This is a genomic window from Streptomyces neyagawaensis, from assembly GCF_023516595.1.
GTDB classification, from domain to species: Bacteria; Actinomycetota; Actinomycetes; order Streptomycetales; family Streptomycetaceae; genus Streptomyces; species Streptomyces neyagawaensis.
The window spans coordinates 1-8920 of the sequence record NZ_JAMGBG010000147.1 but is presented as its reverse complement, the minus strand read 5'-3'; the positions used below and the strand labels follow the sequence as shown (position 1 = coordinate 8920).

The 8920-nt window shown below is 72.7% G+C and carries 6 protein-coding genes and 1 pseudogene; all 7 read right to left on the bottom strand.

Annotated features, from left to right (window positions below; translation table 11 throughout):
- Positions 1 to 301: 301 nt before the first annotated feature.
- Positions 302 to 1090, bottom strand: a pseudogene (locus M8J73_RS38425) (SDR family oxidoreductase); the annotation flags it as partial.
- 7 nt (positions 1091 to 1097) lie between these two features.
- Entirely contained in the window at positions 1098 to 1811 is a 714-nt protein-coding gene (locus tag M8J73_RS38420) for a nucleotidyltransferase family protein (protein ID WP_055536688.1), read from the bottom strand.
- 70 nt (positions 1812 to 1881) lie between these two features.
- On the bottom strand, positions 1882 to 2883 hold the full coding sequence (locus M8J73_RS38415) for a GDP-mannose 4,6-dehydratase (protein ID WP_055536687.1): 1002 nt from the start codon (positions 2881 to 2883) through the stop codon (positions 1882 to 1884).
- A gap of 63 nt (positions 2884 to 2946) precedes the next feature.
- The gene (locus M8J73_RS38410) at positions 2947 to 4365 is read right to left on the bottom strand and encodes a hypothetical protein (RefSeq protein WP_249829667.1); all 1419 of its coding nucleotides are present in this window, start codon (positions 4363 to 4365) and stop codon (positions 2947 to 2949) included.
- Positions 4362 to 5870 carry a GT4 family glycosyltransferase PelF gene (gene pelF / locus M8J73_RS38405; protein ID WP_055541824.1) on the bottom strand — a complete coding sequence of 503 codons (1509 nt, stop codon included), beginning with the start codon at positions 5868 to 5870 and terminating at the stop codon, positions 4362 to 4364. Before pelF ends, M8J73_RS38410 begins: the two co-directional genes overlap by 4 nt.
- Positions 5871 to 5957: 87 nt before the next feature.
- Positions 5958 to 8102: a hypothetical protein gene (locus M8J73_RS38400; protein ID WP_055541825.1), complete on the bottom strand. Its 2145-nt coding sequence runs from the start codon at positions 8100 to 8102 to the stop codon at positions 5958 to 5960.
- Between the two features lie 417 nt (positions 8103 to 8519).
- A partial coding sequence (locus M8J73_RS38395; protein WP_249829666.1) for a hypothetical protein occupies positions 8520 to 8920 on the bottom strand: 401 nt, incomplete at its 5' end.

Here is an 8920-nt window from a genome sequence, read left to right as displayed (position 1 = left end):
AGTGGCCCGAGCCCGCCGGGCCCGCCGAGTGGCCCGAGCCCGCCGGGCCCGCCGAGTGGCCCGAGCCCGCCGGGCCCGCCGAGTGGTCCGAGTCCGCGGAGCCTGTCGGGTGGCCCACGTCCGCGGGGTCCACGAGACCGGCCGAACCGGACGATGCCGCCCGACCCGACCGGTCCCTCGGGTTCGGCGGACCCGCCGGGCCGATGTGACCCGCCCAGCCGTGGCCCCCGGCCCGGTGTGCCACATCCCCCGGGCGAGGAGCCCCGTCCGTGCCTCCAGGACCCGGTGCCCCGGTGGGTCCGGCCACCCGCCTCGCACCCGCCGGGCCCCCCGCCCCCGTCGTGTTCTCCTCGATGCGGCCCCGGAAGCCTGCCTTGGCGGCCAGGAGGTGCACCAGGTCGCGTACCAGGACTGCCTGGCCGCCGCCGATGTTGAGGATCGGGGGCAGGGGGCCCGGTGCCGTGGCCGCGAGGACGGTGGCCCTGGCGACGTCGCGGACGTCGACGAAGTCGCGGTACGCGGAGAGGTCGCCCAGCCGCAGCACCCCGTCCCGGTCGGTCGTGCGCAGCAGGCGGGTGATCCGGCCGGGCAGTCCGCTCGCCGGTGCCCCCGGCCCGACAGGGTTGCCGACCCGCAGGACCACCGCGTCCAGGCCGGCACCGGTGACCGCGACCGTGCCGGCCAGCTTGGTGGCGCCGTACGGGGCGGCCGGGCGGGTCGGCGCCGACTCGGTCACCCGGGTGCCGGGCGCGCCGGGCCCGTACTCGGCGGCCGAGCCCAGGTGCACGAGGCGGGCGCCGGGCGCCGCCTCGCGCAGGGCGGCGCACAGCACCGCAGGGCCGCGGGCGTTGACCTCCGCGAGGGTCACGGCGTCGCCGCCGGTGGCGCCCGCGCAGTTGACCACGGTGTCCGGCGCGACGGACGCCAGGGCCCTCGCCAGGTGTTCGGGTCGGACGGTGGCGAGGTCCACGGGGAACTCGGCGGCCGGCGAGCGCCCGCCGCCGAGGACCCGCGCGCCGGGCAGGGTGCGCAGCCGTGCGGTGACATGGCCGCCCAGATAGCCGGTGGAACCCAGGACGAGAATGCGCATGCGGTGCTCAGGCTCCCTTGAGCAGAAGCGATTTACGGGTGGTGAACTCGGCGTTGGCCCGGTCGTAGTCGTCGGGGCGCCCTATGTCCAGCCAGTACCCGTCGAACTCGTAGGCGTGCGGCTGGTTCTGGGCCCTGATCAGGTCGAGGACCAGTTCGTCGAAGCCGAGGGGCAGTCCGGGCGTGTAGCCCTCCAGCGTCGAACGCGACACCCCGTAGACGCCCATGGAGACCCGGTAGTCCATGCTCGGCTTCTCGGTGAACGCCACGACCTTGCTGTCGTCGGTGGTGAGCACCCCGAAGTCGATGTGCACCTTGCGGGCGTATGTGGCGATGGTGAGCGGCGCGCCGGACTCGCGGTGCCGCCGCAGGACGTCGGCGTAGTCGAGGTCGGTGAGGATGTCGCCGTTCATCACGAGGAACTCCTCGGGGAGCCGGTCGCGCAGGTTGAGCAGCGGGCCCATGGTGCCCAGGGGGCTCTCCTCGGTGGCGTAGTCGACGGTCAGGTCCCACTGGGAGCCGTCGCCGACGTAGGCGCGGATGATCTCGCCCAGGTGGCCGATGGCGATGGTGCAGTGGGTGAATCCGGCGGTGGAGAGCTGGCGCAGCACGATCTCCAGGATGGCGTGCTGGTCGCCGATGGGGACGAGCGGCTTCGGCAGCGCGGTCGTGTAGGGCCGCAGCCGTACGCCCTTGCCTCCCGCCAGGATCACTGCGTGCATGGTGCTCCTCCTTCAAGGACTTCGTGGACCGCGCGGCCTCGCTGGCCGTGCGGGTCGTTCCGGACGGGAGTCAGATGTTGTAGATCCCGGTCTTGTAGCGGGCGAGGTTGGCCGGGTCACGGAAGAACTCCACGGTCGCGGCGAGTCCTTCCTCCAGGGAATGGGCGGGCTGCCAGCCGGTGGCGGCGGTGAGTCTGCTCGCGTCGGCGACGAGCCGCATGACCTCGGAGTTGGCGGGTCGGATCCGGGCGGCGTCCTCGCGGACGTCGAGGCCGGTGTCCATCACCTTGCCGATGAGGGCGACGAGGTCACCGACCGCGATCTCCCCGCCGGTGCCGGCGTTGAAGGTGCGGCCCACGACCCGCTCGGCGGGCGCGGTGCCGACGGCGAGGAACGCCTGCGCGGTGTCCTTGACGAAGGTGAAGTCGCGGGTGGGCCGCAGGTCCCCGAGCGTGATGGTGCGCTCCCCCGCCGCGACTTGACCGATGACCGTGGGGATCACGGCGCGCATGGACTGGCGGGGTCCGAAGGTGTTGAACGGCCGCAGGGTGACCACGGGGGTGTCGAAGCTGGCGTGGTAGCTGTCGGCCAGCCGGTCGCCGCCCGCCTTGGAGGCGGCGTACGGGGACTGGGTGTGGATGGGGTGGTCCTCGGTGATCGGCACGGTCCGCGCGGTGCCGTACGTCTCGCTGGTGGAGGTGTGCACCAGGCGGGGTGTGCCGAGGGCGCGGACGGCCTCCAGCACGTTGAGGGTGCCGGTGACGTTGGTGTCCACGTAGCTGTGCGGGGCCTGGTACGAGTACGGGATCGCGATGAGCGCGGCCAAATGGTAGGCGGTGGCGGCGCCTTCGAGGAGGCCGCGCACGGAACCGGGGTCGCGGACGTCTCCGAGGACGATCTCCACGTGGTCGAGGACGTCGGGGTGGAGGGTCTCCAGCCAGCCGTAGGAGGAGAAGGAGTTGTACTGGGCCATGGCGCGCACGCGGTGGCCGGAGGCGACGAGTGCCTCGGTGAGGTGGGAGCCGATGAAGCCCTCGGCTCCGGTGACGGCGGCGAGCGGTGCGGAGGTCAACGGTGGTGTCCTTCCGGTAGGTCGGATCGGGGACTGCGGCGGGGTCATGGGTGAGCGCGGGGCTCAGGCGTGCGGCGCGGGCCTGCCGAGCACGCGCAGCGCGCACACCGACAGACACAGCGCGGCGGCGGCGCAGCTCAGCGGCAGCGCCGGGTCGCCGGGTGGCAGGCGCAGCAGAGTGATCGTTCCTGCGGCGCCGGCCGCGGCGAGGCAGATCAGGGCCGGGGGCCAGGCCGCGCCGAACGCCTGGAGCAGCAGCGCGGTCCAGAGCGCGGCGGCGAGGAGCAGCAGGGGCGCCGGTTCGGCGCCGGTGAGCAGGGCCGCGGGCAGCAGCGGCAGCAGGTAGGCGAGCAGGCAGAGACCGAGGACGCCTGCCGAGCGGAGCAGGAAACCCGCGGGGGTCGCGACGGCCCGGAGGGCGGCGACGGACAGGCCCCGGTAGCGGTAGAGCAGCCATTCGGCCGGGCCCATGCTGACGGTGAGGACGATCACCGCGTACGGCTCCTCGCGTCCTTCGAGCAGGACGAGCACTCCGGCGGCCAGTCCGAACAGGCCGTAGGGCAGGGACGGCAGGAGGCGGGGGCGGGTGGCGCCCGGTACGGCGTCGACGGCGAGCGCGGTCCGCAGCACCCGGCCGGTGACGGCGAGGGTGGCGGTCAGGGCGAGCGCCGGCAGTCCGGCCCGGAGCAGGGGGCCGGGCTCCCACCAGGGCAGGACGGCGGCGCCGGCGATCAGCGGGCTGAGCGCGGCGAGCAGCAGCCGTTCGCGGGCCAGGACCAGCAGGACGCCGGCCGCCGCGAGGTAGGCGGACTGCGCGGCGGCGACCAGGGTCACCGGTCCGCCCCCGGCGGGCAGCGCCGCGGCGGCCGTGGCGACGGCCGCGCCCAGGGGCGCGCCGGTCAGGAGGGTACGGGCGGCCTCGTGCCGTCCGGTCGCCATGCGCAGATGGGCGCGGTGGCCGAGGGCCTGGCCCCAGGCCCAGGAGACGAGTCCGGCGACGATCAGGGCGGGGGCGTGACCGCCGGGGTTCCACAGGGGCGCGGTGAGCAGATAGGCGAGCCCGGGCAGCGCGAAGAGCACGCCGCGCAGCAGGCAGCGCACGGTGTCGGGGCGCCATACGTCGGGTTGCGACGGGGGCTCGGGGAACGTCCTCGGCACTCGTTCGTAGAGCGCTGCGGCCAGGGAGAAGAGGTTCGGGTGGCCGTACCGTTCCTTGATCACGGTGGCGGACAGGCCCTCCGCCTCCAGGAACGCGGCCACCTCGTAGGGGTGGACGGCGGGGCCTATGCGGTCGGCGAGTTCGGCGGCGAGTTCGCTGACCGCCGCCTCGTCGGGCCCCTGGCGGGGCAGCCGGATGGTGAGGGTGGTGTCGTCGGCGAGGGCCCAGCTGGGGCGGCGGCGTGGGCGGCGCCGGTCGGCGAGGCGGATGGTGAGCGTCTCGTGTTCGACGCCGCCGGGTTCGAGTGACATCGGCCCGCTCATCCGGCCACCGTGCTGATCGCGGTCAGCTCCCCCGGTGCGACCGGTACGTCCGCCGGAGCGCGGACCAGGGCGGGGAGTTCGAGGTAGATGGACCGGAAGGTGTCGATGGTCTGGCGGAGCGTGAACTGTTCGATGACCCGCAGCCGGGCCGCCTCCCCCATCGCGGCGCGGCGCGCGGGGTCGCCGAGCAGGTCCAGCGCCGCCGCGGCCATCGCCGCCGGGTCGCGGGGCGGTACCACGAGCCCGGTGTCGCCGACGGCCTCGCGGACGCCGCCCACGTCGGTGGAGACGGTGGCCCGGCCGCACGACATGGCCTCGATCAGGGTGAAGGGGAAGCCCTCGCTGATGCTGGAGAGCATCACGACGTTGCCCGCCGCGTAGGCGTCCTTGATGTCGTCGACGCGGCCCTCGAAGGTCACGGCGTCGGCGTGTCCGAGTTCGGCGGCGAGGGCCTCGCAGCGTTCCCGGTAGGCCTCCCCGCCCTTGGGGGTTCCGCCGAACAGCCGCAGCCGGGCCTCGGGGAGTCGTTCCCGGACGAGGGCGAAGGCCCGGATGAGGGTCTCCAGGTCCTTGATCGGGTCGACACGGCCCGCCCAGCTGAGGGTGAGGGTCTCCGGCTCGGGCCCGGCGGGCGGGAACGCGGCGGGGTCGACGCCGTTGTAGACGGTGCGTATGGACTCCGGGTCGGCGCCGCCCTGTTCCTCCCAGAGGCGGTTGTAGCGGTTGCCGGGGGTGATGAGGGCGGCCCTGCGGTAGGTCTCCTCCGCGAGGAGGCGGAAGAAGCCGAGGACGACCGCCTTGACCGGCCAGCGGTAGGGGGCGGTGCGATAGCCGAGATAGCGTTCGCGCAGGTAGACGCCGTGTTCGGTGAGCAGCAGGGGGACGCCGTGCCGGTCCAGCGCGGCGAGGCCGGGCAGGACGGCGACGCCGCCGCTGACCGCGTGGGCGACCCCGGTCTCGGGTGGGGGCGCGGCCAGCGGGCGCAGGGCGTGTTCCAGCAGGGAGGTCGCGGTGAGCGCGTCGTGCAGGGTGGGGCGGGACTCGTGCACGGCGAGGCCGGGCCGGTTCCACACCGAGGTCAGCAGGGTGATCGCCCGGTCCGAGCGCAGGAACGGGCTGAGCGCGCCGTCGGCGGCGGCCCTCGCCATCGTGTACAGGGCGGGTGCGAAGCCGGGTTCGGCGCGGGGGTCGAGGAGGGCGGTGAGGAACTGCTCGTAGGCGGTGGCGAGCCGGTTGCGGGCGCGCCCACGCGGCGGGTCCCCCTCGGGCGGGTCGCCCCACATGGGGACGGACAGCACACGGGAGACCTGCGCGGGCAGCTCCCAGACGAGGGGTTCGCGCCCGGTGCCGGTGACGGCGATGACGTCGAAGTCGAGGTCGGGCATGCCCTGGACGAGCTGGTCGCACCAGACGCTGACGCCGCCGTGACTATGGGGATAGGTGCCTTCGGTAAGCAAAGTGACGCGCGTTGCGCCAAGGTTTCGCGTTCCGTGCGGAACGGGCATCGTTGTGCTCCACGGCCGAGGTGTGGGGTGGTTCGTACCGCTCCCGGCCGCCGGGTGGGCGGCCGGGACCTTCGGTCGGTGTGCGCCTCAGTCGTCCTCGGTGGACGTGTCCGCGCCGTAGGGGACTCTCTCGCTCACACCCGCGGGGACCCGGGTGTCCGGTGCCGGTTTCGTGGCCTTGCCGGGTTCGGCGGGGGAGACGGTCGGCGCGTCGGCGGAGGACGGCAGGGTGAGGGTGAGGGGTGCGCCGGTGGCGGTGGTCCAGCCGGAGGCGGCGCCCGCGTACGCCTCGCCGAAGGCCGTGCCGCCGCGGGTGGTTCCGGTGGGGAGGGTGGCGGTGACGGCGGTGCCGGCGGGTGCGTCGACGGTGACGGTGGTGCCGATGCGGTGGGCGGTGACGTTGCCGGCTTGGAGGGCGGCCTGCCAGGCGGCCCTGCGCTTGAGTTCGGCGCCGATGTCCTTCATCCGCAGGTTCACCACGGGGGTGTTGTCGGCGAAGAGGGCCGCGTAGCCGTCGAGGACGCCGCTGAGCACGGGGTAGGCGATGCGGTCCTCGGCGAGGTTGGACTGGTGGATGAAGTGGGGCCTCGGGTCGTTGGCGAGGACGTGGCCGAGGGCGATCCGCTTCTCCAGCGGCACGATGACCTGCGCGTAGCCGGTGGCCGTGTCCAGGGGTGCCGTGAGGCAGGTGGTGGTGGCGGGGTTGTCCTCGCAGATGCCGCTGCCGCCCTGGGCGCGGCTGGTGTAGATCCAGTTGTACTCGTCGACCTGTTCGGCGGCGCGGCCCGCGTTGTAGAAGACGTTCATCGGGTGGCGGGGCACGGTGGTGGCGGGGCCGACCTGGCGCTGGGCGGGTTCGCGGGAGTTGTCGGAGCCGAGCCAGGTGATGTGGTTGTCGGCGACGGCGAGCGCGAGGTTGGGGTTGTCCTGGGGCTGCTGCGGCAGGACCTTCATGCCGGAGTGCTCGCCGGTGACCAACTCGTCGTTCTGCAAGGGCAGTTGGTTGATCTGGCCCCAGACGCGGTTGGTGGCGATCTCGTCGGAGATCTCGTTGCGGCTGACCCAGCGGGTGGAGCCGTCGGCGTTCGTCGCGCATTTCCAGGGCACCACGCTGGTGTCCTGGACGCAGCCGAGGAAGGGGTGCGAGTAGGTGTGGTTGATCCAGCGGAACCTGTCGCGCTGCGCGATCAGCCGGTCGGCGAGGGCGTCGGTGCCGTTGTGGTCCTCGCGGTGGTCGACGCTGCCGGCGCCGTTGTAGGCGAAGTCGAGGGTGAAGTTCTTCTGGTTCTGCCAGGTGATGGCGTGGTCGACGTCGCCCGGGGTCATGCGGATGGGGTCGGGCTGCGCGTTCGGGTCGGTGCAGTCGACGTCGCCGGGGGTGCAGTTGAGCTGGGTGTTCCAGCGGTCGTCGGCGGCGAACACGTCGTCGACATGGACGGCGAAGTAGTTCCGGGAGGCGCCGAGGTGCACGCCACCGGTCATCCATTCGACGATGCCGCGGGCCAGCAGCCGGAACTGCTGCTGGTACTGGTTGTAGACGAACGTGACGACGAGTTCGCGGCGACCGTCGTGCCGGTACTCGCCGACGAGGCTCCCCCGTGTGGACTGGCCGGGGATCGCGGCGTCGACGTACGGGGTGAAGTCGGCGCCCGTCACGGGTCTGGAGAGGTAGGCGTAGCTCTCGCCGATCGCGGGGTCGTTGTCCTCGAAGGGCACCGCCCCGTCGAGATAGCCGAACGGGCCCGCCTTGCCGGCGGCGGTGACCTGGGCCTGGGCGCCGTCCATGCCGCCGGAGTAGCCGCCGTACACCGGGTACTGGAGTCCGGCTTCGGGGCGGGCGTAGGTGTAGGCGTCGACCTGGGGTATCTCGTACGTCTGCTCGTAGGCGACGAGGGCGGCCATCTCGGCGGAACCGGCCGGGAACGGGTTGTCGTTGGGCAGGACGACGGCCTGGAATTTGGCGCGCGGGCGGCCGTCGACGGTGTCCGCGAGGAAGCCGGTGTCGATGACGGGCCGGTCCGACCGGGTCAGGTCGATCTCGGTGTACGGCGTGCCGGCCGCGGTGAGTTCGGCGGCGATGGCGTCGGTGGACGGGCCTCCGTCGCTCACCACGAGGACCCGCAGGTCGATTCGGGGTGCGATGTCGTCGGCCTGTGCGGGGCCGGCGGGCAGGCCGAGTGCGGCGATGAGCGCGCCCACCGTGAGCACGGTGGTGCGTAAGGTCCGCTTCATGCGGTGAAGTCCCCTCCCCGGGCAGGGGTGAGCACGCCTCTCCTGAGCGGACGCACCCCCTTGCGTGACGCCGGCGTCCCCCTCAGAAGCCAGTCGTCGACGCATCCGTCGCGTCACATAGTGGTGTCTGTGTGGAGCTTTCGTGGCCATGCGGAGAAACATGACGGAAAAGCGAAGGTGTCCAAACGGAATCACATGGAACCGATTGCGGTGGTTTTCCGTCGCCATCGGGGGTGCGGAGGGTCGGTTCCGGATGACCATGAGGGCCCGGCGCGCTGGTCCGGGCCCTGTGCGGTGCACCGGCGGGCCGTGGGGGCCCGCCGGTCGAGCTGTCAGTGGTCCATACCGCGACAAGTACGTGATCGCAGATCATTTCAGGTCACGCCCCCCGCGGATGCCCGGATCCTGGGCGAACCGTCAGGCGCAGAGGACCCGCGTCTGGGGCGTGTAGACCGGGCCGCCGCTGGTGTTCGTGGAGTCGCTGAACTCGGCGTAGTAGTACGAGTAGAAGCCGATGTTGCCGTTGCAGCCGGAGTCGGCGGCGACCTGGAGCGTCAGCGTGACGGTACGGCTCTGACCGGGCGGGATGGTGGCGCCGTAGTTGGTGCCGAGGTTGGCGGGGCCGGTCCCTGAGCAGGGGGTGGCGCCGGCGGCCGTGGCCAGGCTGCACCCGGTGAAGGAGTACTTGAGGTCGGGGCGCTGGGTGGTCAGCCAGGTGGGCTCGATGGTCTGGTACACGAACCAGATGTCGTAGGTCTTGTTGTTCGTGATCGTCATCGACAGGTTCACCGTGCCGCCGGGCGTGGTGGTGGCGCTGT